Annotated in this window: 24 protein-coding genes and 1 riboswitch; of the genes, 16 read left to right on the top strand and 8 right to left on the bottom strand. The window is 31.1% G+C overall.

Features of this window, described 5'->3' with window-relative positions; translation table 11 throughout:
• Positions 1-3: 3 nt before the first annotated feature.
• Positions 4-1293: a D-serine ammonia-lyase gene (locus tag ACO6VN_RS12765; protein WP_194201484.1), complete on the bottom strand. Its 1290-nt coding sequence runs from the start codon at positions 1291-1293 to the stop codon at positions 4-6.
• Between the two features lie 162 nt (positions 1294-1455).
• Entirely contained in the window at positions 1456-2895 is a 1440-nt protein-coding gene (locus ACO6VN_RS12770; protein WP_194201485.1) for a carbon starvation protein A, read from the bottom strand.
• Positions 2896-3107: 212 nt separating this feature from the next.
• On the opposite strand from ACO6VN_RS12770, the gene fdhF reads away from it, so the two are divergent.
• The 4 genes from fdhF (at position 3108) to ACO6VN_RS12790 (ending at position 8757) form a co-directional block, all read left to right on the top strand.
• Positions 3108-6047: a formate dehydrogenase subunit alpha gene (gene fdhF, locus ACO6VN_RS12775; protein WP_422404762.1), complete on the top strand. Its 2940-nt coding sequence runs from the start codon at positions 3108-3110 to the stop codon at positions 6045-6047.
• Positions 6047-6517 carry a DUF1641 domain-containing protein gene (locus tag ACO6VN_RS12780; protein WP_194201487.1) on the top strand — a complete coding sequence of 157 codons (471 nt, stop codon included), beginning with the start codon at positions 6047-6049 and terminating at the stop codon, positions 6515-6517. The genes fdhF and ACO6VN_RS12780 overlap by 1 nt, the downstream gene beginning before the upstream one ends.
• A 153-nt stretch (positions 6518-6670) precedes the next feature.
• Positions 6671-7450: an N-acetylglucosaminidase gene (locus ACO6VN_RS12785; RefSeq protein ID WP_369917462.1), complete on the top strand. Its 780-nt coding sequence runs from the start codon at positions 6671-6673 to the stop codon at positions 7448-7450.
• A gap of 179 nt (positions 7451-7629) precedes the next feature.
• Positions 7630-8757 carry an FAD-dependent monooxygenase gene (locus tag ACO6VN_RS12790; RefSeq protein WP_017000949.1) on the top strand — a complete coding sequence of 376 codons (1128 nt, stop codon included), beginning with the start codon at positions 7630-7632 and terminating at the stop codon, positions 8755-8757.
• A gap of 215 nt (positions 8758-8972) precedes the next feature.
• Here the strand turns inward: ACO6VN_RS12790 and ACO6VN_RS12795 are convergent, their stop codons facing one another.
• Together ACO6VN_RS12795 and ACO6VN_RS12800 are read right to left on the bottom strand one after the other, a co-directional pair.
• Positions 8973-10520: a solute symporter family protein gene (locus ACO6VN_RS12795; protein WP_103268998.1), complete on the bottom strand. Its 1548-nt coding sequence runs from the start codon at positions 10518-10520 to the stop codon at positions 8973-8975.
• Positions 10517-10828, bottom strand: a complete 312-nt coding sequence (locus tag ACO6VN_RS12800; RefSeq protein ID WP_017000898.1) for a DUF485 domain-containing protein — start codon at positions 10826-10828, stop codon at positions 10517-10519. Before ACO6VN_RS12800 ends, ACO6VN_RS12795 begins: the two co-directional genes overlap by 4 nt.
• Positions 10829-11089: 261 nt before the next feature.
• Between ACO6VN_RS12800 and ACO6VN_RS12805 the strand changes: the two genes are divergently transcribed.
• The 3 genes from ACO6VN_RS12805 to gmpC all read left to right on the top strand — a co-directional run bounded on the left by ACO6VN_RS12805 (position 11090) and on the right by gmpC (position 13838).
• Positions 11090-12109, top strand: coding sequence for a methionine ABC transporter ATP-binding protein (locus ACO6VN_RS12805; RefSeq protein ID WP_017000900.1), 1020 nt, complete (start codon positions 11090-11092; stop codon positions 12107-12109).
• Positions 12109-12768: a methionine ABC transporter permease gene (locus ACO6VN_RS12810; RefSeq protein WP_017000902.1), complete on the top strand. Its 660-nt coding sequence runs from the start codon at positions 12109-12111 to the stop codon at positions 12766-12768. The genes ACO6VN_RS12805 and ACO6VN_RS12810 overlap by 1 nt, the downstream gene beginning before the upstream one ends.
• Positions 12769-12822: 54 nt before the next feature.
• Positions 12823-12929: riboswitch (SAM riboswitch) on the top strand.
• A gap of 66 nt (positions 12930-12995) precedes the next feature.
• Positions 12996-13838 carry a dipeptide ABC transporter glycylmethionine-binding lipoprotein gene (gmpC, locus tag ACO6VN_RS12815; RefSeq protein ID WP_103268997.1) on the top strand — a complete coding sequence of 281 codons (843 nt, stop codon included), beginning with the start codon at positions 12996-12998 and terminating at the stop codon, positions 13836-13838.
• A gap of 36 nt (positions 13839-13874) precedes the next feature.
• Here gmpC and ACO6VN_RS12820 read toward each other — a convergent pair whose 3' ends face one another.
• From ACO6VN_RS12820 to ACO6VN_RS12830, 3 genes are all read right to left on the bottom strand, one after another.
• Positions 13875-15173 (bottom strand): cation:dicarboxylate symporter family transporter, encoded by a 1299-nt coding sequence (locus ACO6VN_RS12820; RefSeq protein WP_017000905.1) that lies wholly within the window; start codon positions 15171-15173, stop codon positions 13875-13877.
• Between the two features lie 228 nt (positions 15174-15401).
• Positions 15402-15803: a DUF4870 domain-containing protein gene (locus ACO6VN_RS12825; protein WP_194201488.1), complete on the bottom strand. Its 402-nt coding sequence runs from the start codon at positions 15801-15803 to the stop codon at positions 15402-15404.
• Between the two features lie 220 nt (positions 15804-16023).
• Positions 16024-16584, bottom strand: a complete 561-nt coding sequence (locus ACO6VN_RS12830; RefSeq protein ID WP_017000909.1) for a CHAP domain-containing protein — start codon at positions 16582-16584, stop codon at positions 16024-16026.
• 378 nt (positions 16585-16962) lie between these two features.
• On the opposite strand from ACO6VN_RS12830, the gene nhaC reads away from it, so the two are divergent.
• Positions 16963-18363, top strand: a complete 1401-nt coding sequence (nhaC, locus tag ACO6VN_RS12835) for a Na+/H+ antiporter NhaC (RefSeq protein WP_135021054.1) — start codon at positions 16963-16965, stop codon at positions 18361-18363.
• Positions 18364-18403: 40 nt separating this feature from the next.
• Here nhaC and ACO6VN_RS12840 read toward each other — a convergent pair whose 3' ends face one another.
• Positions 18404-19186 (bottom strand): CHAP domain-containing protein, encoded by a 783-nt coding sequence (locus tag ACO6VN_RS12840; protein WP_135031166.1) that lies wholly within the window; start codon positions 19184-19186, stop codon positions 18404-18406.
• Between the two features lie 477 nt (positions 19187-19663).
• Here ACO6VN_RS12840 and ACO6VN_RS12845 point away from each other — a divergent pair, with 477 nt between their 5' ends.
• The 8 genes from ACO6VN_RS12845 (at position 19664) to ACO6VN_RS12880 (ending at position 26489) form a co-directional block, all read left to right on the top strand.
• Positions 19664-21694, top strand: a complete 2031-nt coding sequence (locus tag ACO6VN_RS12845) for a helix-turn-helix transcriptional regulator (protein ID WP_194201489.1) — start codon at positions 19664-19666, stop codon at positions 21692-21694.
• Between the two features lie 28 nt (positions 21695-21722).
• The gene (locus ACO6VN_RS12850; RefSeq protein ID WP_103268993.1) at positions 21723-22469 is read left to right on the top strand and encodes a transcriptional regulator, SarA/Rot family; all 747 of its coding nucleotides are present in this window, start codon (positions 21723-21725) and stop codon (positions 22467-22469) included.
• A 32-nt stretch (positions 22470-22501) separates the two neighbouring features.
• The gene (locus tag ACO6VN_RS12855; protein WP_422404763.1) at positions 22502-23050 is read left to right on the top strand and encodes a tubby C-terminal domain-like protein; all 549 of its coding nucleotides are present in this window, start codon (positions 22502-22504) and stop codon (positions 23048-23050) included.
• Positions 23051-23077: 27 nt separating this feature from the next.
• Positions 23078-23443: a hypothetical protein gene (locus ACO6VN_RS12860; protein ID WP_228086221.1), complete on the top strand. Its 366-nt coding sequence runs from the start codon at positions 23078-23080 to the stop codon at positions 23441-23443.
• A gap of 160 nt (positions 23444-23603) precedes the next feature.
• Complete coding sequence (locus ACO6VN_RS12865; RefSeq protein WP_194201491.1) at positions 23604-24653, top strand: LLM class flavin-dependent oxidoreductase; 1050 nt, start codon at positions 23604-23606, stop codon at positions 24651-24653.
• A 2-nt stretch (positions 24654-24655) separates the two neighbouring features.
• Positions 24656-25009, top strand: a complete 354-nt coding sequence (locus tag ACO6VN_RS12870) for a hypothetical protein (protein ID WP_194201492.1) — start codon at positions 24656-24658, stop codon at positions 25007-25009.
• Positions 25010-25462: 453 nt separating this feature from the next.
• The gene (locus tag ACO6VN_RS12875; protein ID WP_017000925.1) at positions 25463-25813 is read left to right on the top strand and encodes a transcriptional regulator, SarA/Rot family; all 351 of its coding nucleotides are present in this window, start codon (positions 25463-25465) and stop codon (positions 25811-25813) included.
• Between the two features lie 70 nt (positions 25814-25883).
• Positions 25884-26489, top strand: a complete 606-nt coding sequence (locus ACO6VN_RS12880) for a C39 family peptidase (RefSeq protein ID WP_194201493.1) — start codon at positions 25884-25886, stop codon at positions 26487-26489.
• Positions 26490-26517 lie beyond the last annotated feature (28 nt).

Consider the following 26517-nt stretch of genomic DNA (forward strand, 5'->3'; position numbering starts at 1 on the left):
ATCTTACTCCTTATCTATTATTTCTTCAGCTTTTTGATAATATAATGCCTGTTCTTTATCAGGTACCATATTACCTCCAGTAGACCACACGAGATGGGTTGCATTTTCTGTATCTTTATTAATTTCTATTATATTTTTTACACCATGGAAGCCTGATGTTGCAGATGGTTCTATAAAGATATTTTCTTGATCTTTTAAAGTTTTTAAATAAAGATATAGTTGATTATCTTCTACAGTACAAGCACCATATAACAATGATGTCATTACATCACCAACTAGTTTTGAAGGCCTGCTAACAGCTAAACCATCTGCTACAGTCTTACCAGTTAAACCGATATCTTGTACGCTAATGGCATCATGTAATTTAGTAACCATACCTAAAGTCATACAAGGTGCTTCCGTAGGTTCTATAAATACGGGATGAACATTTTTTCCAAAAATCATTTTAAGGCCAAAAGCTACGCCTCCTGGGCCACCACCAACACCACATGGTAAATAAACAAATAGAGGATGATTGTCATCTACAGTGATATTTCTTTCCTCAAGTTGTTTATAAACACGAAGTGCACTTACTGCATATCCTAAGAATAAATCACTTGAAGATTCGTCATCTACAAAGTGACAATAAGGATCGTTTTGAGCAAGCTGTCTGCCTTCTTTAACAGCATAGCCATAATCTTGAACGTGTTCTACAACTTCCACACCTTTAGATTTTAATAAAGCTTTTTTCCATTCTTTTGCGTCTTGTGACATATGTACTGTGACTTTAAACCCTAATTTCGCACTCATAATACCTATACTTAAGCCTAAGTTTCCTGTGGAACCTACAGCAATGCGATATTGTGAAAATAAATTTTTGAATTGGTCAGTTGCTAAAATACTATAATCACTATTTTCAGTGAAGTTAGTATTTTTAATAGCTGTTTCTTCTGCAAATTTCAAAACTTCGTAAATACCACCGCGTGCTTTAATAGAACCTGAAATAGGTAAGGCATGGTCGCCTTTTAAAAGCAATTGACCTTTTAAATTAGGAAATTCTATATTTTTAAATGTATCTAATGAAAAAATTTGAGACTCGATTTTTCCATTGTTTTCTTTTGTCTCTGGAAAAACTGTTTTTATATATGAAGAAAAACGGCTCAATCTTGCTTCCGCATCTTTAATATCATCAATTGTAAAAGGAAGCGAGGAATCGGACTGATAGTCTGGGTTTTGCCAAAAAATTTCTTCAGGGTTTGCCATTTTAGAAATGATGGGATTTTGATTTTTAAGTGTTTGTACGTTGAAAGTCATATAATACGCTCCTTTTTATAAACTGTTTTAATCATATCATACAGCTATGCTTCAACTATAGATAGTCATGATTTAAAAATAAAAAATCTATACATAACACATTATCCAGGCTAGGTTTGCTTAGAATAAGTTTGGTTATGCATAGATAGATTTAATCTCGAATTAAGATGTATATAAATCTTGAGTTGGCGATGCAATTGGTTCGGTTTGTTTAAGTATTGCTCTCACATATAATATTGAAACAATAATAAATACTACAGCGCCACCAATTAAAGCAGTGTTATAAGGGAGGGATAATCCTTCTGGTGCATATAACACATATACGCTGACAGCTCCTGTCATAAACAATGCTGGAATCCCAGCAACGAGATGTGCTTTATTATATCTAAGTAAATAACTCACACTAACCCATAACATGACAGTTGCGACAATTTGATTTGTGAAACCTACATATCTCCATAAGAATGAATAATCGATTGTAGATAGAAAGAAAGCAGGAATACCAACAGCAAAACTTGCAGCAATCATTAAAGCTTTAGAATTTATGCTCACTTTATCTTTAACAAAATCTTCTATAATCATTCTAGAACTTCTTAATGCAGTGTCACCGGTAGTAATGGGTAAAATAATAACACCTAGTAATGCTAATACACCGCCTACAGGTCCTAGTAATTGAATTGAGATTTGATCTACAACACCTGCTGGTCCTATTGATTGTAACTGACTTCCTAAACCTTTAGTACCACCAAAGAAAGTCATACCAGCTGCTGCCCAAATAAGAGCAATAATACCTTCGGAAATCATGGCACCATAAAATACTTTTCTGCCTTCTGATTCATTTTTAACAGTTCTAGAAATAATAGGGCTTTGAGTACAATGGAAACCAGAAATAGCACCACATGATATTGTTACCATAAGAAGTGGCCATACTGGGATGCCACTAGGGTGTAAGTTTTGAACTGTAATTTCTGGAATTGGTTTTCCACTAAATATCAACGCAACTGCTACGCTAACAGCCATCACAATTAAAATAACACCAAATATTGGATAAATACGACCAATTATTTTATTAATAGGAAGAATAGCAGCAAGAATAAAGTATGCAAATATGATAATTAATGCCACCAAGAAAGAAATAGGTGTTTTTGATGAAAGTAGTTGTGCTGGACCAGCTACGAAAGCTGCAGCCACCAATACCATAAGCACGACAGATACAATATCTGTAAATATTCTAATAAACTTACCTAAATAATGTTGTACAAGTTTAGGAAACTGTGCGCCACCATGTCTTAAACTAAGCATACCTGAAAAATAATCATGCACGCCACCTGCGATAATACATCCTACTACTATCCATATAAATGCGACTGGACCATATAATGCACCTGAAACTGCTCCAAAAATAGGTCCAAGACCCGCTATATTTAATAATTGTATCATCCAACCTTTCCAGGCAGGCATTGGTACAAAGTCCATGTTATCTTGCTTACTATAAGCAGGTGTTTCTTTATCTGGATAGATTTCGAAAACACGCTCTATGTATTTTCCATAAAAAACATAACCTAAAATCAATATGATAATGGAAGAAATAAATGTAATCATCGCTAAAACCTCTTTCAAAATAGAATAACAATAGATTAGCAAAGTTCCGTATACTTAGCAATAAGATTTTAGAAATTTCAGATAATTAATATTGTTAAATTCTACAAATGTTTGCATTAGTAAAAATGTAAAATTATAATTAAAATAAGTCATTGAAAATATTGGGTAATATGACTTTTATGGGCAAAATTGAATAAGAGGGGGACAATGATATGCAAGAACATCAAATATTAACAATTGATGGTACAGATTATCTTGTAGAAGAAGGTATGAGACTTTTAGATTTTATAAAAGCTCAAGAGTTATCTTTTGTTCCATCAATTTGTTATAACGAATCACTTGGTCCAATCGAAACGTGTGATTCATGTATTGTTGAAGTAAATGGACAACTTCAAAGAGCATGTAGCACAATGATTGAAAACGGTATGGTTGTAAATACTCAGAAAGACAATGTTAAATCAGCACAAAAACAAGCACTAGACAGAGTACTTGAGCATCACGAACTATATTGTACGGTATGTGACTACAATAATGGTGATTGTGAAATTCATAATACTATGGGCGAATTTGGTTTGGAACATCAATCAATACCATTTAAATCTAAAGGTTATGAAGAAGATTTTGGTGCTTTTTATAGATACGATCCAGACCAATGTATATTGTGTGGTAGATGTGTAGAAGTATGCCAAGACGTTCAAGTAAACGAAACTTTAACGATTGATTGGAAACGTCAACAGCCAAGAGTAATTTGGGATAATGATAAAGCAATAGATGAATCAAGTTGTGTGAACTGTGGACAATGTGTCACAGTGTGTCCTTGTAACGCTTTAATGGAAAATGACATGCTCGGACAAGCAGGTTATATAACGGACCAAAAACCTGGTCTACTGCGTTCAATGATAGAGTTAACTAAAAAGGCAGAAACAGGATATGGACCATTGTTTGCTATATCAGATTCAGAAGCGGCAATGCGTGAAGAAACTATAGAAAAGACAAAAACAGTTTGTACATATTGTGGAGTGGGTTGTTCATTCGACGTATGGACTAAAGGTAGAGAAATTCTAAGAGTATTACCACATGAAGATTCTCCAGCTAATCACATTTCAACATGTGTGAAAGGTAAGTTTGCTTGGGATTACGTCAATTCAGAAGACCGTTTATTAAAACCACTTGTACGTAAAGAAGGTTATTTCCAAGAAGTAGAATGGAAAGAAGCAATTGAACTTGTTACTAAGAAATTCTCTGAAATCAAAAACGAATACGGTAAAGATGCATTAGGATTTATTTCTTCATCTAAATGTACAAATGAAGAATCTTATTTAATGCAAAAGCTATCTAGACAAGTGATTGGTACTAATAATGTAGATAACTGTTCCCGTTATTGCCAATCTCCAGCAACTCAAGGTTTATTTAGAACAGTTGGTTATGGTGGAGACTCAGGTTCAATTGAAGACTTAGAGAAAGCAGATATGGTTATTACTATTGGAACGAATACTGCAGAAGCGCACCCAGTTATCGCAAGTCGTATTAAGAGAGCGCATAAATTACTAGGACAAAAACTATATGTGTTTGATATTAGAAAACACGAGATGGCTGACCGTGCAGATAAATTTTATCAACCTACACCAGGGACAGATTTAGTATGGTTATCAGCATTGTCTAAATATATTATCGATCAAAATTGGCATAATGAAGCATTTATTTCTGAATATGTTAATGATTTTGATGAATACTATGAGAGTTTGGCACCATTTACGCTCGAATATGCTGAAGAAAGAACGGGCATTTGTAAAGATGAGTTAAAAGCGCTTGCTAAAGAAATTGTTCAAACAGAAGCCGTTTCAATTTGTTGGGCTATGGGTGTAACACAACATCGCGTAGGTAGTGACACAAGTACAGCTATATCAAACCTTTTACTAGTGACTGGTAACTATATGAGACCAGGAACAGGAGCTTATCCATTAAGAGGACATAATAACGTTCAAGGGTGTAGTGATATGGGCAGTATGCCTAACACATTACCTGGTTATCAAGATGTTACTGATGCAAAAATACGTCAACCATTTGAAAAAACGTGGAATGTAGAGTTAGATAGTGAAGTTGGGTTAGACAATCATGAAATGATAGATAGTATACATGAAGGTGAATTGCGTTCACTTTATATAAAAGGTGAAGATACAGGGGTAGTCGATGCTAACCTTAACTATGTCAGATCTGCTTTTGAAAAAATAGACTTCTTAGTTGTACAGGATCTATTCTTCTCAAAAACAGCAGAATTTGCAGACGTTGTTTTACCCGCGTCACCATCATTAGAGAAAGACGGTACATTTACGAATACTGAAAGACGTATTCAAAGAATTAATAAAGCATTAGATCCGCTTGGAGATTCCAAACCAGATTGGGAAATTATTCAATTGATTGCTCAATCATTAGGAGCAGACTGGGATTATAAACATCCTAGTGAAATTTGGTTTGAAGCACAAAGTTTAATGCCGTTAGTAAGAGGCGCAACATACGATAGATTAGAAGGTTATAATAGCTTACAATGGCCGATGAATGAAGATGGTTCTGATACACCATTACTATATACTGAGCAATTCCATTTCCCTGATGGTAAGGCGAGATTGTACCCATTAGAATTCAAGGTAGAATCTAAAAAGACTGAAGAAATGTCACTTCATGTTAATAATGGGCGAGTATTAGAACATTTCCACGAAGGTAATATGACATATCAAGTACCTGGTTTAGCTTATAAATTACCAAAGAATTTCTGTGAAATTTCAAAAGAATTGGCAGAAGAACATGGTATAGAAAGCGGTGCACGAGTGAAAGTCACATCTAAAGCTGGTACAACAGAATTGAATGTACAAGTTACAGATAGAGTGTCAGGTAATCATATTTACATTCCATTGAACGACCAAAACGAAGGTGCACCAAACTTTGTTACAGATAGTGACGTTGATAAGGATACGAATACACCAGCATATAAAGATAACTATGCAAAGCTTGAAGTCATTACAAAAAATGGTCGTGCGCCAATACCAAAACACAATTATAGATTTGGTACGAGAAATCCACAAATCAGTGTTAGAGTTCAAGATAAATGGGAAAGACCAGATTATACATTCCCAAATAAAGGTGGCGAATTATAATGGGTGAGAGAATTAGAGTCATTAAACGAATGGAAGAGCCGAAAGAATACAAAATTGAAAAGGATATGAAAATCCTGCAAGAAAGATTGAGCGATAAAAAAATTGCTATTGAAAAAGGAATGGATATACTCGATGCTTTAGAAAAAGCAGAAGCATTAGATGCTGTACATGCAGCAATCGTTCAAAGAAAAGTTATAACGGGGAACATTGTAACAGAATTAAATAAAGAACAGTATGAAGGTATATTAGATAATATAGGCAACGTATTGTTTATGTTTGGAGATTTAGATTTAGAAGAAGCTTCTATATTTGTGAAAAAGATAAATAACGGAATGAGAGTAGCAAATAGAGCCAATTCGAATAATAAAACTTCAGTTAAAGATTTATTAGGTGCATTAAAAGACCCAGAAATAAATAGCAGTATAACAATGCTGTTGAATTTCTTAAAAGGTATGAGCAGAGAAGAATAATGAAATGAAGGAGAGTCCGGGACATAAATAATTGTTCTGGACTCTATTTTTATATTATTTAGAAATATAAAATAAACGGTTTTATTGATATTTGTTATATTTTAAGATAAGTTTATAACGTAATATGGTTATATTAAAAGAAAAGGTGTGAGAATCATTAACTTTTTGAAAGATAGATTCACCCTAATATTAGGACTCATTATTATATTTGTATTTATTATTTTATTAATTATTTTCGAGTCTCCTTTTTTCAAGAATCATCAAACACATACTTATGAAGAAGCTTTGGAAATTCAGACAAAGAGTGATTCACCAGCTGTGACACAAAAAGATAATAAATTTGTGTATGCAGATAAGAAAGATATCGATAAGTATATGGATATTGATAAGAGTAAAACAGATTTACAATTCATGGATATATCTGAAAAAGTTGATATATCTGAAAAACAAGTTAAAGATATTTTAAAAGATAAAGGTGTTTTGAAAGGTAAAGAAAAAGCATTTTTAAACGCACAAGATAAGTATAATATTAATATTATTTATTTATTAAGTCATGCTTTCATAGAAACTGGAAACGGCAATTCTGAGTTGGCTAGCGGTGTTAAAATGTCCAATGGAAAAACTTTTTATAACTTTTATGGCATTGGTGCTTTTGATCAAGACGCAGTTGAAACAGGAAGCAGTTATGCGCGTAAGAAGGGTTGGACTTCACCTGAAAAAGCAATAGATGGTGGCGCAAGATTTGTAAGAAAAGATTATCTAGATAATGGACAAGATACTTTATACAAAATGAGGTGGAATCCTTACAATCCAGGACAGCATTTATATGCGACTGATGTGAACTGGGCGACGAGTATTGGTAAGATTATGGAAAGTTATTATGATAAACATGATTTAAAGAAAGCTGAAATATATAAAGATTATTATAAATAATAGATAACTCTAGTTCTTGATATTGATAATAAGAACCCCGAAAGTTACTAATAATTTAACTTTTGGGGTTTATTAATTGAACTGGGGTTATTTATCGCAATGACTTCATGTTAAAATATAGTTATATTAATTATAATTGAGAAGTAAAGATTTTTATTTTAAAGAAAGTAGTGAACAAAATGAAAATAGCAGTAATTGGTGGGGGAATAGGTGGCTTAACTGCTGCTGGTTTACTTTATCAAACGGGGCATGATGTACAAGTTTATGAAAAAAGAAATGACTTGAATCAAGTAGGTGCTGGGATAGGCATTGGAAGCAATGTACTAAAAGCATTAAAGCCTTACAAAATGACATATGCAATTGAACAAGAAGGACAAGCCCTTAACAAAATCGAAATTCGAACTAATCTAGATTCATTTTTAAACACTTTAAAAATGAACCAAGATGAGGAACAAAATATAACAATTCATAGAAGTGTTTTGCATGAAATATTAAAAACACATGTACCTCCAGAACGTATAAATTTAGATTATAAATTAAAAGAATTTAAACAAACTCCAGATAATATAAGGTTATATTTTGAAAATGGGCAAGAAGCAGAAGCTGATTTAGTTATCGCAGCAGATGGCTTGAATTCAAATATTAGGAAACAAATTCAACCAAAATCTGAACCTAAATACGCAGGGTATACTTGTTTCAGAGGCGTTGTAAATGAAAACTTGAATATTGATCGAACTACTGCATTAGAATATTGGGGACATAAAGGTAGATTTGGAATTGTACCTTTAAAGGATGACGAATTATATTGGTTCTGTACAATGAATGCCAAAGAGAACGATTTACAGTTTAAATCATTCGAAAAGCCTCATCTTCAAGCATATTTTAATCAATATCCTGATGAAGTACGTAATGTATTAGATGCTCAAGAAGAACTTGGTATTTTACACCATGATATGTATGACCTTACACCATTAAAATCATTCATTTCAGGACGAGTAGTATTATTAGGTGATGCAGCTCATGCAACGACGCCAAATATGGGGCAAGGAGCAGGACAAGCTATTGAAGATGCTGTTACTTTAACCAACTTATTAAAAGAAAAAGACGTTGATGCAGCATTAAAAAGATACAATAAACTAAGAGTTAAGCACACTAGAAAAGTAATTAAAAAATCTAGGAAAATTGGAAAAGCTGGACAGGCATCCAATACGATGAAAATAAAAATGAGAAATAAAATGCTGAAATCTATGTCTTCAAAATCATTAAGTAAAAAAGTTAAATTTTTACAAAAAGCGAAATTAAAATAATTTATGAATAGGCTAATTAAAAATTAAGAAAGGGAGTGGGACAGAAATCTCATTTTATTAAAAAGATTTCGTAGTCCCACCCCGGCAAGGATGACTAGGTATGAAAAAGCTTGTTATAAGCGCATTTTCATACCAGTCAGCTACTGCCAATACAAAAAGAGAGTCTGGGACAATTATTTATGTCCCAGACTCTTTTAACATAACTGAACTGATTTTTAATGTGAAATATCTGAAGTTGAAATGCCTGTGGCTGATTTAACTTGCACTTCTTGGAATTTATCATGAGATTCTGATTTGCCTAAGAATGTCCCTAAAAATGCACCAATAAATCCTGCTGGAACTGATATGATTGCAGGGTTTGATAATGGGAATATTGGTGACATTGTAATAAATGCTGTTCCTTCTGGATTCATGACATTTGGACTTAATATTACGAGTACAAGTGACACAATTAAGCCAACAGCTATACCAGTTATTGCACCATGAGTATTAAATCTCTTCCAAAATATTGTGAATATAATAACAGGTAAATTTGCGCTTGCTGCGACACAGAATGCTAATGATACTAAGAACGCTACATTTAAATTTTGTGCAAATAAGGCTAGTATAATAGATACAACTGAAACCGCTAATGATGCTAATTTTGCTGCTTTCATTTGCTCACGCTCACTAATTTTCCCTTTTTTTATCACTTGCCCGTAAATATCATGCGCGAAAGCAGATGCTCCAGTCAATACTAATCCAGCTACTACTGCTAATATCGTAGCAAATGCTACGGCTGAAACAAATGACATTAAGAAGTCTCCGCCTAACTTTGCAGCTAATAATGGGGCTGCCATATTACCAGCAGGGTTAGCGTTTATGATTTCTTCACGTGTTAATAATGCAGCCGCACCAAATCCTAGTAATATCGTTAAAATATAAAATATACCAATAATCCATGTTGCCCACATTACAGAAGATCTTGCTGTTTTGGCATCTTTAACTGTAAAGAATCGCATCAGTATGTGAGGTAAACCTGCTGTACCAAATAGTAAAGCAATAATTAGTGAGATATTATCTAAAGGCGGTTTACCTTGTGAGCCAGGGTTGATAAATTCACTTTTAAAAGCAGGTGATTTAATATTGTGCATTTCACCAAACATAGTAGAAAGATTGAAATTAAAATGTAATAGCACTAAAAATGAAATAATAATAGTACCAATCATAAGTAATACGGCTTTAACCATTTGAACCCAACTTGTTGCAGTCATACCACCAAACAATACATAAATTGTCATCATGATACCGACCAAAATAACAGCAAGTGTATAAGGTATACCGAATAGCAATTGAATAAGTGCACCAGCTCCAACTAATTGAGCTAACATATAGAAAATAACAATGGTAATGGAAGATACTGCTGCCATTGCTCTAACTTTTTTAAGCTCAAATCGTGCTGCAATCATATCTGCTAAAGTATATTTACCTAAGTTTCTTAAAGGCTCTGCAACAATGTATAACACAATGAGATACGCGGTTAAATAACCGATACTATAGAAGAAACCATCAAATCCCCATAATGCGATGGCACCCGCTATACCTAAAAATGATGCAGCTGATAAGTAATCACCAGCAATTGCTAATCCATTTTGCCAACCTGTTAACCCGCCTCCAGCAGTATAAAAGTCATTTGCTGATTGCGTTCTTTTAGATGCAAAATATGTAATAAACAATGTAATACTAACAAATAGTATAAACATAACGACAACAATTACATTCATTTGTTTTGCCCCTCTCTATGCGCCATTAATAATGCTTCAGCATCTTTATCAAAAGATTTAGCTTTACGCATATATAAAGTGACAAGTGTCCATACCATAATGAATAATAATAATGCGTAAATCCATGCCCAAGAGATATTCCAAAATGCAATATTATTCAAGATATTTGTATATCCAGTCAATACTGGAAATAGCAGTGTAGCAAAAATAAAGAATATAGATATAGGAAATATAAAGTTATTTCTTTTTTTCACAAGTTCTTTAAACTTTGGATCTGCTGCTAAACGCTTGAAATCATGCTCAGCCATACTTATAACCCCCTTGTTTTTGGATGTAAAAATACATCTTAAGTTTCATTTTATTGATTGTTCACAAAGTTGTCAATATTTTATTGATAACGCTTACATTAATAAAAATTCATCGAGAAAATGTGAATAAAGTATTTAAGAGAAAAAATACAATATAGATATATGAATATTTAGAAAAGTTTGATTATAAGTATTGACGTTAAAGGTAAACATCAATATAATTCTTATCATAATAATAAGAATTCGGAAGGGATAAATGTTATGATAGAATTTAAAAATGTGAATAAAATTTTCCAACAAAAGAATTCTGAAATACAAGCACTTAAAGATGTAAGTTTTAAAGTAGAAGAGCAAGATATATTCGGTGTTATCGGATATAGCGGTGCGGGGAAGAGTACTTTAATTAGGTTAGTGAATGTATTAGAAGAAAAGACATCTGGAGAAGTATTAGTAGACGGTCATGATGTGAATAAATATTCGAAGAAAAAGTTACAAGTCATTAAGAAAAATATAGGAATGATATTTCAACATTTTAACTTGTTAAATTCAAAGACAGTTTTTAATAACGTAGCTATGCCTTTAATTTTACAAGGTAAAAATAAAAATGATATTAAAGATAAAGTGAATGAATTGCTTGAATTTGTTGGTTTAGAAGACAAAGGTAAACAATATCCAAATGAATTATCAGGTGGTCAAAAACAAAGAGTAGCAATTGCTAGAGCATTAGTTACAGATCCTAAAATCTTATTATGTGATGAGGCAACAAGTGCGCTTGATCCTGCAACTACAGATTCAATTTTAAAACTGCTAAAGAGAGTTAACGAACAATTTGGAGTCACAATATTATTAATTACACATGAAATGAGTGTTATCCAACAAATATGCAATAAAGTAGCGGTTATGGAAAATGGTGAAGTAATTGAAATTGGTCCTGTATTAGATGTGTTTAGTCACCCCCAAACATCAACTGCTAAAAACTTTGTATCAACTGTCATAACTACAGATATATCTTCAAACTTAAGAAAACTTATTCCTGAAGATAAAACTGCTACAGACATTAAATTATACATAGATGGTGAACAAGTGACACATAGTATTATCAATGATTTAATCACTAAATTCCACGTACAAATAAATATACTGTTTGCATCAATGTCAGACATTCAAGGTACACCAGTAGGTTATTTAACACTACGCTTGAATGGAGAACAAGAAGCAATTCAAAATAGTTTTCAGTATTTAACAGATTTAAATATTGAATATGAGGAGGTTGAAGCATAATGTTTGGATCATCTTTAGATTCATCTCAACTATATGACGCTATATACCAAACGTTATACATGGTTACTGTTTCTTTAGTAATCGGTGCATTAATTGGTATTCCTTTAGGTATTTTACTTGTTATAACTAGAAAGAATGGTATTTGGCCAAATGCTTTTATATATCATGTGCTAAATCCAGTTATTAATATATTCCGTTCGGTACCGTTTATTATTTTACTTATTGCTATTGTACCTTTTACTAAAATGATAGTGGGTACATCTATTGGAACTTCTGCAGCAATAGTACCTTTAACAGTCTATGTTGCGCCTTATATTGCAAGATTAGTAGAGAACTCACTGTTAGAAGTGAATTCAGGCGTCATAGAAGCGGCACATTCTATGGGAGCGTCACCGTTTCAAATTATTCGACATTTCTTATTACCTGAAGCACTAGGGTCTTTAATTCTAGCATTAACAACATCTATTATCGGTTTAATTGGTGCTACAGCGATGGCCGGTGCAGTAGGCGGGGGCGGTATTGGTGACTTAGCTTTAGCTTATGGTTATCAACGTTTTGATACAATTGTTATTGTCATTACGGTCGTTATTCTAGTCATTATGGTACAACTTATCCAATCTTTAGGTAATGTATTGTCTAAAATTGTAAGAAGAAGTTAAAAAAAGTATTGACTTAGAGTAATATGATAGGTATTATCAGAATTAATCAAATAAAAATTATCAAGAGAGATTGAGGGATATGGCCCGATGAAATCTCAGCAGCGGACTCTATAAAGAGAACTGTGCTAAATCCATCAAGTTTTAAACTTGGCAGATAAAGTTAATCCCTTTTGAGCTAAGCTTAAAAGGGATTTTTATTTATATACATAAGAAAAGGAGCGAATAAAATGAAAAAAGTATTAACATTATTAATGACATTAGTTTTACTATTAGCAGCATGTGGTGATAAAAAAGATGATAAAAAGGTAACAGTGGGTATCGCTTCAAATGATACTGCTGTATGGGATAAAGTAGCAGAATTAGCTAAAAAAGAAGATATTAATGTAGAGGTTAAACAATTTTCGGATTATAATGTTCCCAATAAAGCATTGTCAGACGGTGATATTGATTTAAACTCATTCCAACATTTTGCATTTTTAGATCAATTCCAAAGAGCAAATAAAGGAACAGAAATCACACCAATTAGAACAACTGTGTTCGCTCCACTGGGTATTTATTCTAATCAAATAAAAGATATTAAAAATTTAAAAGACGGTGCTAAAGTTGTTATACCAAACGACGTTTCTAACCAAGCTAGAGCTTTAAAATTATTAGAAAAAGCAGGGTATATTAAATTGAAGAAAGACTTTGGGTTAGATGGTGGTCCTAAAGATATAGTTGAAAATAAAAAGAATTTAAATATTAAAGCAGTCGATGCTCAACAAACAGCTAGAGCGTTAGATGAAGTAGATATCGCTGTTATAAATAATGGTGTTGCATCTAAAGCAGGATTAAATCCTAAGAAAGACCCTATCTACTCAGAAAACCCAGATGCAAATGCTGCTAAACCATATATCAACTTTATAGCTGCAAATACAAAAGATAAAGATAATAAAACTTTAAAAAGAGTTGCTGAGCTATACCATTCAGAAGAAGCGAAAGAAGCTCTGAAAGAAGACACTAAAGACGGAGAAATTGTAGTTGATTTAAAACAAGAAGAAATTAAAGAAATACAGGATTCATTAAAATAAAAAAGATTCGGCTCCCCCAAGCCGAATCTTTTTTTGTTATTTTTTTAGAGAATTTAAATATAGTTGACCTTTTTCATGGTCATATTTATTTTCCCATTTTGAAATAACGACTGTAGAGAGTGCGTTTCCTACTACGTTAACACACGTTCTCATCATATCTAATAATCTATCGATACCAATGATTAATGCTAAACCTTCTGGATTTAACCCCATCGATCCTAGAGTGGTAATTAATACAACAATAGAAGTACCAGGAACAGCAGCCATACCTTTAGACGTAATCATTAAAGTGAACATTAGAATAAGTTGTTCTACTAGACTTAAATGTACGCCATACATTTGAGCAACAAATAACGCTGCTATAGATTGGTACAAAGCAGAACCATCTAAGTTAAAAGTATATCCTGTAGGTACTACAAAGGATACGATATCTTTTGGTGCGCCGAATTTTTCCATTTTTTCCATCACTGAAGGTAAAACAGTTTCAGAACTTGATGTTGAGAAAGCGAGTAATAAATCATCTTTCAATATGCGAACAATTGAAAAAATGTTAATACCACAAATTTTGGCTACTATGCCTAAAACAACAACAATAAAGAATATCATAGCACCTACAACAACAGCTAATAGCTTAACTAATGGAATTAATGCAGATAATCCAAATGTCATAATCGTTACACAAATAAAAGCAAATACACCATATGGTGCAAGGCGTAGAATTCTATGTATCATCCAAAATACAGCTTCTAGTGCACCTCCAAGAACATCCTTAACAGGCTGTCCTTTCTCTCCAATTGCAGCGATAGCTAATCCGAAGAATACAGCAAAGAATATAATTGGGAGTAACTCTCCCGCAGCTAAAGCTTCGAATATATTAGTGGGAATAATGCTTACAATTGTATCTATTATATGATTTCCATAAGTAGATTTTTCTGCTGCATCAGCAGTGCTTTCATATGTAGAAATATCGCCTTTAGGCAATTTATCTGCATCTAATCCTAAACCTGGTTTAAATAAATTACCGAATATAATACCTAAACCAATAGCAATAGTTGTAATGATTTCAAAGTAAAGTAATGTTTTCCAACCATATCTACCGACTGTATGCATATCGCCAACATTAGATATTGATAATGCTAATGAACAAAATACAATAGGAATTACAATCATTTTAATAAGGTTTAAAAATACATCACCGACTGGTTGTATAAATTTAATAAGTTGATCTTGTCCATTTAAAAAATAGCCTACAACAACACCTAATATTAAAGCAATTAATATTTGAGTAGGTAGACTTATATATCTTCTTCTTGGTTTTTTAAGGTTTTCTTTCAAAAAATTTCCTCCTTTAAAGCACTATAGTTTTTAATACAAAAAAATTATGCGATTCCATCTTAGGAATTGCACAAATGATGTTTAAAAAGGGGACGTATAAATATATGTATTCTTGAGTGTAAAAGAATACAAGTTATTTTATCATGATTAATAATTAAAGTAATGAGCCTCTTTTATCATTAAAAAGAAAAAAAACACTTTTTTATACAAAAAGTGTTTTAATTATTTCTATTTAATGAAGCGAATAGATAATGGTGGTAAATAAGTTTCACCTTGATAAGCTTTAACTGCGCCTATAATGGTGAAGATAAATCCTAAAATCGCTAATATTGGAAGTAAAATAATGCCAATAATAATCAAACATAGTACTCCAGCAACTATTCCCCATATTGTATAAGAAATAAAGAAGTTTAAATAATCTTTACCGATTCGATCTACAAAAGAAGATTCATCTCTTTTAATCAACCATATAATTAAAGGTGCAATTAATGCAGTAAATAGGCTCGTTAAATATATGAGCATCCCGAATAAACGTTCATCATCATTAGTAGATGTTTGATTATCAACATTTATATTATTTTCTTCATGAATTGTAGATTCTTGAAAAGGGTTTTGTTCACTGTTCGTCATATCATTTCCTCCTCGCTTAACTATTGGTATTATTATACATGTTTTAGCGGTGAACTACTAATCTTTAAGGAATAATAATGAAAAATATTCGATTTTGAAAAATACTATAGGCAAGACTAAAATATTTAGCCCGTTAGAGCTTTAAACATCCTTTTTTTATCGCATAAAAAAAGAGTCCAGACATTATTTATGTCCGGACTCTTTAAAAAGTATTCAAATTTTAGTGAATGTAGTTGTAAGAACCAGCTTCTGAAGCTGAGATAGTACGAGAAGATACAACACCTTCGCCTTGGTAGTTCATTTCAGAAACTTCGATTGAACCGTCTGAGTTTACATTTTCAACGTATGCTACGTGACCAAATGCACCAGCAGATGATTGTAAGATTGAACCTTCTTTAGGTGTATTGTTTACTGTGTGTCCATCAGCTGCTGCGTTTGAAGCCCATTGGTTAGCATTGCCCCAAGTTGAGCTGATAGGATCTCCATCTTCCATTTTTTTATCGAAGATATAATAAGTACATTGTCCAGCTGTGTATAAGTTAGCTGATGAACCTGTAGTTTGTGTTGCTGTTTGAGTGAATGAAGAATTAATTGATCCATTCATGTTTGAAGTATTGAAATTTTGGCTATAGTTACTAGTGTAGTTGTAATTATAGTTTTGAGTTTGAGTTTGTTGTACATTTTGGTTTTGGTCAAATGTATCAGCAGAAGCTTCTCCATTCCCTATAATTGTTGTAGCTAATCCCGTAGTTAATACTGCAATCGTTGTTAATTTTTTCATTTTAAATATTCCTCCGTAAATTTCGTATATGTTTAATTTTATAATTTATATTTTAAGTGTGTGTCGTTTTCCGACGACAAAATATACTCTAACAGATGAAATTGAGTTTGTGTGTATTTTCATCGAGTTGTTACTTAATCATAACCTTATAAAATCTTTTAGTAATATTTAAATAGAAATATGACATGTAGTAATATAGGATATAGCCCATCAATATAGGGTTTTTTAATGAATTGTGAGAATACTTATGTCATTTTCTTGTAATAATTCATTTATAACACATGTAAAACAAAAGAAGTAGTTGGTAAAATATACAACTACTTCTTTTATTATAAAAAATTGTAAGAAATCTTCATTTATTAGAAAGGGGTTTGATATATGAAGAGGCTACCAACACTTTTTGAAGCAGTATCAACTATTGTGGTCATGGGGATAATAGTTTTAATAGGTTTTGGAATTTTACAATTCCCAATACAACCATTACTTATTTTAGCAGCTATATATGCTGGCTTTATAGCAATAAGAGTAGGCTTGAGTTGGGAAGAAATACAAGATGGTATTACTAAAAGATTAGCTACTGCTATGCCTGCAATTTTTATTATTATTGCTGTAGGTATATTAATTGGTACTTGGATGTTTTCTGGCACTGTACCTGCACTTATTTATTATGGTTTAGAAATGATAAATCCTACATATTTCTTAGTAACAGCTTTTATTATTACAGCAGTAACTTCTGTAGCGACTGGAACTGCATGGGGATCAGTAGGTACAGCTGGGATTGCATTGATGGCTATAGGAAGTGAAATGAATATACCAGCAGGCATGATTGCTGGTGTTGTTATAGCAGGTGGCGTGTTTGGTGATAAAATGTCGCCGTTATCTGATACTACTAATTTAGCCGCCCTTGTAACTAAAGTAAATATATTTCACCATATAAGACATATGATGTGGACTACAGTTCCAGCATCAGTAATCGGCCTTGTAATATGGTTCTTTGCAGGTTTACAATTTAATGCTGAAAATGTTGAAAGTAAACGTATTAATACTTTATTAGGCAATATTGATACAGCTTTTAATTTAAATTTTTGGGTTTGGGTACCTGTAATTGTAATTGTTATAGGCATAAGTATGGGTAAGCCAACAGTGCCAATGATGTTATTATCAAGTGCAGTAGCTATGGTTGTTGGTATATTTAACAATGGTTTTGATTTAGTTGATGCTTTTAACGTTACAATGAATGGTTTTGATATAAGTATGACATCTTTATCAAATAATGATGCATCAAATTCTATGGTAGAACTTGTAAAACGTGGTGGCATAATGAGTATGACAGAAATAATTGTTACAATTTTTTGTGGTTATGCTTTCGCGGGAATTGTAGAAGCTTCTGGCAGTTTAAAAGTAATACTGTCAACAATATCTAGTAAAATAAGTAAAGATTCACATCTTATATTTGTAACTATTGCTGGTAGCTTAATTTTAGTATTTGCTGCTGGTGTTGCATCAGTTGTTATTATTATGATTGGTGTATTATTAATGGATGTGTATGATGAAAGAAGTTTAGACAGAGTCAATCTGTCACGAACGCTAGAAGATTGTGGAACTATGGTATTACCATTTATTCCATGGGGTACATCTGGCATTTATTATAGAGATTTATTACATGTATCGTTAGGAGATTTCTTCTGGTGGGCAGTACCATGTTATCTATGTGTTATCTTCGCGGCATTTTATGGTATGACAGGTATTAGCATAAAAAAAGTAGATACTAAAGCATAAAAAAGAGCAATCATTATGATTGCTCTTTTTTAAAAATATCTTAGTGAATGTAGTTGTAAGAACCTGCTTCAGTAGCTGAGATAGTACGAGTAGATACTACTCCAACTCCACCTGCATAGTTCATTTCAGAAACTTCAATTGAACCGTCTGAATTAACATTATCAACATATGCTACGTGACCGTATGCACCTGATGTTGATTGTAATACAGCACCTGATGAAGGTTTGTTATTTACAGTGTAACCTGATTGAGCAGCTGCGCTAGCCCAGTTATTTGCGTTACCCCAAGTGTTACCTAAGTCAGGACGCTTGTCGAATGCATAGTATGTACATTGACCAGCTGTGTATAAGTTAGCGCCTCCGCCATTTGATGGACGAGAAGTTGAAGTAGTTGTAGTGCTAACTTTTGAACTTGAGCTTGAAGTTGTAGTTTGGTTATCTGATGTTGGTGCTTGTGTAGTTGAAACGCGAACGTTATCTTGGTTTGAAGAAGCAGTATTTGTAGCTCCTAAACCGCCACCGTTTGGTGCAGCATTGAATGCTGGTTGTGAATAATTTGTATTAGAAGAAGCTTCAGTATTATTTGAGCTAGTATTGTTAGCTACTTGTTGTTGAGCTTCGTTACCGTATGATTGAGTTGAAGGGTTCCAGTTCCCTTTCCAAGTGTAGTGATAGTTACCTTGTTGATCAATTGTGTAGTTGTATTCATAAGAATGTGGATCATTTGGGTTATAACCTTGGTTATTTTCTGCCGCATCTGCGTCATGTGCCATAAATGTTGCAATTCCTGCCGTTGCAATTGCTGCTGTTGCTATTTTTTTCATAATGTAAAAATCCTCCTAGATAATTTAAAAAAGTTTTCGTATATGTTTTGTAATTTATAAGTTTTTTTCTCTGCTGTTTATCAACAAAATCTACTTTAGCAGAAATTGAATGCTTTGTGTTGAATGTTAAAGCTTTGTAATTTAATTTAAATATCTTAAGATTTCATGTAATAATTCTGAACACTTTTATATGAGTTTGAAATGCTTTAATAACAGTATTTATAAGCAATTTTCATTTAAAATATTTTTTATTGTTACACGATTGTAATATTTAAGACATAAATAAATATTTGACTTTATAAATTTATATCAACTGATTCATACTACCTTACTAAAAAATATTGATTTTAACGAAATTAAATAAGTACAAAATTTCATAATAAAAAGTCAGAAATAAAGTATTTTTATCAATAATTTTTGAATTATAATTACTTTACTTATTAATAAGGTTTTGCAAGTTAAATAGAGGTGTTAGTTATGCTACATGATTGTAATTTGAAAATTTATCATCCGTTGAATATACAATATGAATTTAATTTAGGAATTATTGTCCTATATATAATAGAAGGAAAAGCAAGTATTTCTATTAATCATTCTAAAAATGAATATAAAAGTGGCGATGTCATTATCATAAATGATCTTGAACTTTTTGGTGTCATCAGCAATAAAGATACAATCATCGCCTGTCTTACACTCTCAAGGATAGAATTAGATGAAATATATCATTTTAATAAGCATTATTTTCTAAATCCAAATAAAATAGATAATGCTTTATTAAAGGCGCGCATGATTAAACTCATTTCTAATTATTTAAATAGGGAAGGTAGAGAGAATAGGAATGTTTTAGAAAGTATATTTGGAAGTATTAATGATGTAGCAAAATTACTCTTCGATTCAAGAGTTATTGACGATAATTACTTAAATTATGGCCGAGATAAAGTATATTCTGATATAGCGAATACTATAGATTATGTTTATAAGAATAATAAAAATAAAATAACAATAGCAGAGGTAGCCAGGACAAGCCTATATTCAAAAAGGAAGCTTTCAAATAAATTAAGGCAACATACAGGTAGGAAATTTACCGATTTATTAAAAGACGTAAGATTGATTTATAGTAGTTATGAATTAATGTACACTGCTCACACTTTATCTCAAATTGCTATAGATAATGGATATAGTAATGAAAGTAGCTTTATAAAAAATTTTAGAGAGCGATACGATATTACACCGGGGAAATTTAGAAAACAAATGTATCAAGATGAATATTTTTCGTTTCGTAATGATAAGACATCTTTAATGGATGATTTTTCAATGTTACGGGAATTCATTAGAGAATCAGAAATGAGTTTAATTGTAGAGGATAATATAGAAATTGATATGAGAAATGTTCAATCATCAAATGTATTATCACCTGATCTACTTGTTTATGTTACTCATAAGGAAACTTTAACAAACCAGTATCACCAATCTAAGTTATTATGCATGCGTAGAGAATACGGTAAATATTGTTTATTGTTCTCACATGCATTACTTTGTGAATTTTACGAACTAGGTTTTGAAGATAACAAAATCATTGATCAAATATTTTCATTTTGCTTAGAAAACCAATTTGATATTTCATTTGAAATTCAATTGAATAAACATTCTAGTTTAAATAACTTTTTAATTTATTTTGAAAGGTTATTAATTTATTTGACTGAATGTACATATTATTATGGAATGCAATCGTTTAAGTTTTATGTTGATACTTCTTATCAGCAATTCAATATTATAACTGAGACAATTTCTAAATATATAGTAGATGCTACCATGATTCTCATTTTAAACACTCGCAATGATTATTTAGCTCATCGAATGTCTCACAAATTGGACTCGCATTTTCTTATATCATATAAAATAAAAAATGAAACTGATATTAACAAGGAAATAAGCGAAAAATTTAAAGATATCCCTTCGTTCAACATTTTATACCAACCTAAATTTCCTAATAGAATTACATCACTTGTTTCAATATTTAAATGGAGTGTATTTCATAATGAAAAAGTAACGATGCTTATAAATGACATATGGATAGATAGTATGATACCTTCTCAAAGCAGCCATTTTATGATTAAAGAAAAACAATCAAACATTGAAAGCCAAAGACAACTGTTTGAATTGATGTTAACACTGAAAAGATTAAGAGGAGAAATTGTTTATTTTAATGAGCATATATTATTAACGAATTATTTTTATGAATATCAATTACTCGTGTTTCCAAATACACATAGTTTTAAAATGATGCATCAAAGAATAAAAATGAAAAATATAGAAATAAATAGTTTTGTATGTAGGCCAAGTAATATCATCATAAGCGAAAACACTAAGCTAGGTAATAATGAATTGTTAACGAACATGGATTTAGAATTGAGAGAAGTAAGTATTGTGAAAGAACCAAATAATCTAATTGTTCAATATTATTCATCACCAAGTTTTATTAAACATATCTATATAAAAATAAAATAAATTTAATTAATTAAGGTGGTTTTTATAAATGAATAAGCAAATTAATGATTTATTAAGAATGAATTATGTAAATAGCCAAGTAAAGAAGTACTTAAAAAAAGAATTTGAAATTAATATGTATCACTTAAAAATATTAAAATATATGTATAATCGGAAAGAACAATCATCTTTTACTACAGGAGAACTTAAAGCATTGCTAAATATAAATCAGACAATGTTAACGCATGTCATTTCATACTTAGAAGATTTAGATTATTATGAAAAACAACGTGCAAAAGACGATGAGAGAAAAATACTTATAATAGTAGAAACTCGTCACAGAATAAAAATTGAAACTTTAATTCATCAAGTAACAAAAGATTTAAAAACATTATTAATTGAAAGGTATGACACTATCAATACAAATCAGATAATAGAAGTTACGCTTTATATAAATGACCAATTAGTTTCAATAAAAAAAGATATTGTAGAGGGATATCGTTTAAGTATGGATCAATTAATGTTATTGATACTTATTCAACAATATCAAAATGAAGTATGCACATTGAAAGCAATAAAACTAAAATTTAATTGGGATATGGTGAAGATTAATAAAGCTGTTAAAGCATTAGTCAAACTAAACTATGTTATGAAATATAGAAATGAACAAGATGAAAGAATGGTACTTGTTTCAATAAAGAAGAGTGCTGAAGAGGAAGTAAATAAAATAATTAATAAGTTATTTATATTAAATACATTCGATTATAGAGGAAGGGATAAGGCTATGATAAAATGAAATCAATAAATACTTATTGAAGGAGATAATGTATGAATCAATTTCATTTTAAAGAAAACTTCTTCGGATCTTCTACAAAGCCCATCGACGTTTTCAATCAGTATGAAGAACCAGTTTATAAATTGAGTTTATATTATACATCAACGCATCAAGAAACTTTTGCGATTTTAGGAAGAAAAAAACATAATTTTATCATTGAATTTCAAGGTGGAAATTATTCTGTACTCCAAGAGAAAAGTTTAGAAGGTAAACTTAAAACGCCTTTTAAAACAGTATGGGAAGTTTTTAAGAACGATAAAAAAATAGGTGTTGTTGAAACTAAAATAGGTTGGAAACCTAAAATGATATTTAAAGGTATAAACAATGATGAGTTAGTATTTGAATCTGGATTTATCTCTAGAACAGTAAGAGTAACAAATCAGCGAAACCAAGTTTTGATGGAAACAAAGTCTGAAAGGTTTAAAATTGCTTCGAATCATCAAATTGATATTCAAACGAATGATTATCATCCTGCTATGCTTATTATGTTATTCCAAGTATTTTTTGAATATCAAGAATATCAACGTAGTAAATCAAATTAGAATATAAAGTTAAAGGAAGATAACAATATGTTTAAATTTCTTAAAAAAAGAAAGAATGTCTCGACAGAAACGCATATTACATCCATACCTAAACATATAGAAGGCATGACACTTGTAGATGCTTATTATATACAAGACGATCAAGTAGCAGAATATATTAAAAATCGAGAAAGATATCGAGATGCGCTCATTTATGTATTAGGTCTCTATTTTCCTACCGTAGAAGTGATGTTTGAAGGAAGTGTTGATGGGGAGGCAGTAGTAGCTTTTGAAAATAATATCCCTATTAAATGTATTTATTTAGATCCTATGACAATTGATGATATAAGAAATTTGGAATTAACAAAACCTTTAAAAGAAGCATTACTAGAATATTGTAAATTGAATGAATAAATAATTTCTATATACGTCCTTAAAAGTTTTCATTTTTATGTTTACTTTTAAGGGCGTATTTAAGTATAGAAATTTAAATCTTTATTTAACAAGAACCTTGACATTTATTAAAATAGTATTATAATTATATCTAGTATAAATAGTATATCGAGGTGAGAATATGAAGTTTGAATTAGGTCTTTCTTCTTTTGCAGAGTTATCTCCTGTCGATGGTACTGATAAACCTTTCACAGCATCAGAAAGAATCAATCAAATTGTAGAAGAAATTATTTTAGCTGATAAAGTAGGATTGGATATATATGGTTTAGGTGAGCATCATCGAGAAGATTATGCAGTATCTGATCCAGTATCTGTATTAGCAGCAGCAGCTCCTCAAACAAATCGAATAAGATTATCTTCTGCCGTGACAGTCCTTTCTTCAGATGATCCAGTGAGAGTTTACCAAAGATTTGCAACTCTAGATGCATTGAGCAATGGTAGAGCTGAAATTATGGCTGGGAGAGGTTCATTTATAGAGTCATTTCCTTTGTTTGGATATGATTTGAAAGATTATGATATTTTGTATAAAGAGAAGCTAGATTTATTGTTAAATATTAATGAGAATAAAACTGTTAATTGGCAAGGATCAACAAGACCATCAATTAATGGATTAGATGTTTATCCAAGAGCTGTACAAGAGAAATTACCTATTTGGTTGGCAACAGGAGGAAATCCAGAATCATCTATGAGAGCGGGGGAATTGGGCTTGCCTATTACTTATGCTATTATAGGTGGTGCGCCAAGTCGTTTTAAACGCAATGTAGCGATGTATAAAGCTATAGCTGAATCTAAAGGACATGATGTAAGTATGTTACCTATTGCTACGCATTCTTGGGGTTATGTAGCTGAATCTGATGAAATAGCTAAACAAGAATACTATCCTTCTAGTGCTTATGTTATTAATCAATTAGGCATAGAAAGAGGGTGGCCGATGTACTCAATCGAAAAATTTGAACAAGAAATTGTTTATGGCGCATTATTTGTTGGTAGTCCAGAAACAGTTGCAGCCAAAATCATTAAGCTTCATGAAGATCTTGGTATAACAAGGTTTATGCTTCATTTACCAGTAGGCTCTATGCCTCATGAAAAAGTGATGAAATCTATTAAACTATTAGGCGAAAAAGTTAAGCCAATTGTTGATGATTATATGAAAAATAAGGAGGAAATTTAGTAATGTTAAGATATTTATTAAACGTATATGTAGGTAAAGAGTTATTTAAAGCTAGTCAACCGAAAGTAAAAAACGATGACGGTATGGCTCAACAATTTGAAGAAGGATTTGGTCTTTCTAGAAACGCAATGAAATTAACTGGTGGACTTGAAGTATTAGGTTCAGCATTTCTATTCTTAAGTGCATTCAGCAAAACATTCTCAAGATTAGGGTCGTTAATTATTGGATCAGTATTATCAGTAGCAGCTTATAAACACTATGAAGCGGGCCACGGTTTTAAAGGGTCTAAGCATGCATTACAATTATTAGGTTTATCTGTACTAAGCTTTATCGATACACTAGGTAAGAAAAAATAATTATTAATCATAATAATGAACAGGTTGGGACTACTAAATCTTTTTAATAAAACGAGATTTCTTTCCCACTCCCAATTTAAAAGTAGTAAAAATTCTTGATTCGTTAAGAGTTTTTACTACTTTTTTTGTTTGGAAACAGGTTTAACTACTATTTCTATTTTTATATTTTAAAAGTAATTAATATTAAAATATTAAGAACTTTAAAATAAAGACGATAGTAAATATTTTAGTTTCTATTCCATAAAAGTATTGATATTAAAGAGATTTATAGGATTTAATGGAAGTTGATTTCCTGTTTTTACAAATTTTATTGAATGTTTTTAAAACTTATTATAAAATAATAAATAAATAAAAATTCATTGTGTTGAAAAGGAAAAATATGCTATAAGAAAGATAAAATGCTTAATCGACCAATTCAACAAATAGCTATTTTAACTTGGGGAGTGGTAAGCAATGGAAGCCGTACAAATTAGAAATGTAGTAGAATTAGTTACAGTTAGCAAGAAAGCCAAAGAACATTTAACGAAAATAAAAAGCCAATTTGTATTAACATTTGAAGAACTATATATATTAGTTTATATATATAAAGGTGAAAAGGATTGCTATAATGTTAAAGATATTATAAAAAATTCAAAGTTTAAGCCTTATTATATATCTAAAGCAGTTCAAAATTTAAAAGAAAAAGGTTTGATTTCTAAAAAGAGAAACGATAAAGATGAAAGAACTGTAGCAATTGAAGTCTCAAAAATACAACATCGAAAAATTAAAAATTTGTTAATGGAAATTGAAGGAGAAGTTTTATAAAAATCGAAAGTGTGCCTTATTAGGGACACTTTTTATCTTTATTAAATAAATTTTAAGGAGTTATGAAATTATGAAAGTGTTGTTATCTGTAAAGCCAAAAAGCCAGTTGTTTCCTATACCGATGGTTATGGGGTGTGAAGGTGTATCAAGTTCAATGTTACTGAATTATTATTATAAAAAAATTGATGCTATAACTATAATGAAAGATTGGCCAACACATATTGATAATCCTAAAAAAGGTTATGTAGGCAATCAATTTTTAATTAGCTTTTTAAGACACCAAAGTATATTTCCTAATGTTTTAGCACCTTACCTTAATAAGTTTGATGCAGATTTGGTAGACGGTACAGGTACAACACTGTATGAATTAGAGAACATATTAGCAAAAAAGCACCCGGTTTTAATTTATCATACAAAATTAGGTCAATCGCCTGTTTGGAAAACATTTAAAATAGGAAGAAATAATAAAAAGTTAGTTTCAAATATACATGTAACACTATTAATAGGATTTGATGAACATTATTATTATTATATTGATCCTCTATGGAAGCAATATAATAAGCTAATATTACCAGCTTTTTGGCCTTCTAAAGCTCAAATCATTAAAATAGAAAAAAATAAGATGGCTGAAAGTTATAATAAACCAGGAAAAATGTGTATTTTTAAAAAAATATAATTAATTTCAAAATAATATGTTATAAAGT

The organism is Mammaliicoccus sp. JADD-157 (assembly GCF_049310805.1).
Lineage (GTDB): Bacteria > Bacillota > Bacilli > Staphylococcales > Staphylococcaceae > Mammaliicoccus > Mammaliicoccus lentus.

Excerpts from the sequence above, each read along its gene's own strand:
- ACO6VN_RS12865 (WP_194201491.1), top strand. The coding sequence starts at position 23,604 with ATGAAGTTTGAATTAGGTCTTTCTTCTTTTGCAGAGTTATCTCCTGTC.
- ACO6VN_RS12795 (WP_103268998.1), bottom strand. The coding sequence starts at position 10,520 with ATGAATGTAATTGTTGTCGTTATGTTTATACTATTTGTTAGTATTACA.
- ACO6VN_RS12830 (WP_017000909.1), bottom strand. The coding sequence starts at position 16,584 with ATGAAAAAATTAACAACGATTGCAGTATTAACTACGGGATTAGCTACA.
- ACO6VN_RS12850 (WP_103268993.1), top strand. The coding sequence starts at position 21,723 with ATGAATAAGCAAATTAATGATTTATTAAGAATGAATTATGTAAATAGC.
- ACO6VN_RS12875 (WP_017000925.1), top strand. The coding sequence starts at position 25,463 with ATGGAAGCCGTACAAATTAGAAATGTAGTAGAATTAGTTACAGTTAGC.
- ACO6VN_RS12790 (WP_017000949.1), top strand. The coding sequence starts at position 7,630 with ATGAAAATAGCAGTAATTGGTGGGGGAATAGGTGGCTTAACTGCTGCT.
- ACO6VN_RS12805 (WP_017000900.1), top strand. The coding sequence starts at position 11,090 with ATGATAGAATTTAAAAATGTGAATAAAATTTTCCAACAAAAGAATTCT.
- ACO6VN_RS12840 (WP_135031166.1), bottom strand. The coding sequence starts at position 19,186 with ATGAAAAAAATAGCAACAGCAGCAATTGCAACGGCAGGAATTGCAACA.
- ACO6VN_RS12780 (WP_194201487.1), top strand. The coding sequence starts at position 6,047 with ATGGGTGAGAGAATTAGAGTCATTAAACGAATGGAAGAGCCGAAAGAA.
- ACO6VN_RS12860 (WP_228086221.1), top strand. The coding sequence starts at position 23,078 with ATGTTTAAATTTCTTAAAAAAAGAAAGAATGTCTCGACAGAAACGCAT.
- ACO6VN_RS12855 (WP_422404763.1), top strand. The coding sequence starts at position 22,502 with ATGAATCAATTTCATTTTAAAGAAAACTTCTTCGGATCTTCTACAAAG.
- fdhF (WP_422404762.1), top strand. The coding sequence starts at position 3,108 with ATGCAAGAACATCAAATATTAACAATTGATGGTACAGATTATCTTGTA.
- ACO6VN_RS12880 (WP_194201493.1), top strand. The coding sequence starts at position 25,884 with ATGAAAGTGTTGTTATCTGTAAAGCCAAAAAGCCAGTTGTTTCCTATA.
- nhaC (WP_135021054.1), top strand. The coding sequence starts at position 16,963 with ATGAAGAGGCTACCAACACTTTTTGAAGCAGTATCAACTATTGTGGTC.
- gmpC (WP_103268997.1), top strand. The coding sequence starts at position 12,996 with ATGAAAAAAGTATTAACATTATTAATGACATTAGTTTTACTATTAGCA.
- ACO6VN_RS12870 (WP_194201492.1), top strand. The coding sequence starts at position 24,656 with ATGTTAAGATATTTATTAAACGTATATGTAGGTAAAGAGTTATTTAAA.
- ACO6VN_RS12825 (WP_194201488.1), bottom strand. The coding sequence starts at position 15,803 with ATGACGAACAGTGAACAAAACCCTTTTCAAGAATCTACAATTCATGAA.
- ACO6VN_RS12845 (WP_194201489.1), top strand. The coding sequence starts at position 19,664 with ATGCTACATGATTGTAATTTGAAAATTTATCATCCGTTGAATATACAA.
- ACO6VN_RS12800 (WP_017000898.1), bottom strand. The coding sequence starts at position 10,828 with ATGGCTGAGCATGATTTCAAGCGTTTAGCAGCAGATCCAAAGTTTAAA.
- ACO6VN_RS12770 (WP_194201485.1), bottom strand. The coding sequence starts at position 2,895 with ATGATTACATTTATTTCTTCCATTATCATATTGATTTTAGGTTATGTT.
- ACO6VN_RS12810 (WP_017000902.1), top strand. The coding sequence starts at position 12,109 with ATGTTTGGATCATCTTTAGATTCATCTCAACTATATGACGCTATATAC.
- ACO6VN_RS12765 (WP_194201484.1), bottom strand. The coding sequence starts at position 1,293 with ATGACTTTCAACGTACAAACACTTAAAAATCAAAATCCCATCATTTCT.